A 273-nucleotide genomic window follows, 5' to 3' on the forward strand; every position below is an offset into this window, starting at 1 on the left:
CGGTGTCGATACCTACTACGTCGACAACGTCGGCGACGTGGTGATCGAGACCGATGCCTCGCCGACCGCCTACGACCGGGTCTTCGCCTCCATCGACTACACCCTCACCGCCAACGTCGAGAACCTGTTCCTGACCGGCACTGCCGATCTCAACGGCACCGGCAACAGTTCGGGCAACCGCATCACCGGCAACGATGGCAACAACATCCTCGACGGTGGCCTCGGTGCCGACACCCTGATCGGCGGCCTGGGCAATGACACCTACATCGTCGA

1 protein-coding gene is annotated in these 273 nt (G+C 63.0%); it reads left to right on the top strand.

Annotated elements, in window-relative coordinates; all coding sequences use genetic code 11:
* Positions 1-273, top strand: a 273-nt coding sequence (locus L6D81_RS29395; protein ID WP_373874365.1) for a calcium-binding protein, incomplete at both ends; no start/stop codon positions are given.

This window comes from Pseudomonas sputi, assembly GCF_021603585.1.
In the GTDB taxonomy this organism is placed as follows: Bacteria; Pseudomonadota; Gammaproteobacteria; order Pseudomonadales; family Pseudomonadaceae; genus Aquipseudomonas; species Aquipseudomonas sputi.